1 protein-coding gene is annotated in these 1,054 nt (G+C 67.0%); it reads left to right on the top strand.

Annotated features, from left to right (window positions below; translation table 11 throughout):
• The first annotated feature begins 50 nt into the window (after nt 1-50).
• On the top strand, nt 51-857 hold the full coding sequence (gene istB, locus AS96_RS13710) for an IS21-like element helper ATPase IstB (RefSeq protein ID WP_051498894.1): 807 nt from the start codon (nt 51-53) through the stop codon (nt 855-857).
• Nucleotides 858-1,054 lie beyond the last annotated feature (197 nt).

Genomic DNA, 1,054 nt, shown 5'->3' with positions numbered 1-1,054 from the left:
ATCAGCCTGGCCGCTTATGAGCAGGCCGCGAAGAACAGGAACACCCTCCGATGACCACCACCACACTCACAGCCGCGTCGACCTACCAGCAGCTGCGCGGACACCTCCAAGAGCTGAAACTCGCCGACGCCGCCGATGCTCTCCCTGCCGTTCTCGACCAGGCCACCGCGGAAGGCTGGACCCTCACCCACGCGCTGGAACGATTGCTGCAGATCGAGGTCACCGCGACCGACGCCCGCCGCCTCGCCGGCAGGTTCCGGTTCGCGAACCTGCCCACCGGCGCCACCCTCGACGACTTCGACTTCGACCACGCCGCCGGCATCGACAAGTCGTTGCTCGCCGAGCTGGGCACCTGCCGCTACATCGACACCGCGACCAACGTGCTGCTGATCGGCCCGCCCGGGGTCGGGAAGACGCACATCGCCACCGGGCTCGGGCACGCCGCCGTGAAGGCCGGCTACCGTACCTACTTCACCTCCGCCGCGGACCTCGCAGCACGCTGCCACCGCGCCGCGATCGAAGGGAAGTGGGCGACCATGATGCGGTTCTTCTCCGGCCCGACTCTGCTCATCATCGACGAACTCGGCTACCTGCCACTGCCCGGCGAAGCCGCCTCAGCACTGTTCCAAGTCATCAACCAGCGCTACCTGAAGACTTCGATCGTGATCACCACGAACCGGCCCGTCGGAGCCTGGGGCGAGATCCTCGGCGACACCACCGTCGCCGCCGCCATGCTCGACCGACTCCTCCACAGATCCGTCGTCGTCACCCTCGACGGAGACTCCTACCGACTCCGCCACCACGCCACCGCAGCAGACGAACTCCGCCGCGTCACCACCGGCACAAACCTGCGCTAACCTGATCCCGCGACCTGAGGAACTTCGATGAGCAACTCCGGGGAGATTCGCTGAGCGCCGTCACCGACGCGTGCTCACCCCGGCGAGGTAGCAGTCCGCGACGACCGTGATCATCGCCGTCTCTGCGCGTTTGCCGGCTCTTCGCAGTTGAGGGTGTAGTCGAGGGTCGGCGGCTGGTTCGCGGATAGACGTCGAGG

Origin of the sequence: Microbacterium sp. MRS-1, from assembly GCF_000585455.1 — a bacterium.
Lineage (GTDB): Bacteria > Actinomycetota > Actinomycetes > Actinomycetales > Microbacteriaceae > Microbacterium > Microbacterium laevaniformans.
The sequence above is the reverse complement of the archived record's forward strand: the minus strand, read 5'-3'. Positions and strand labels throughout refer to the sequence as shown.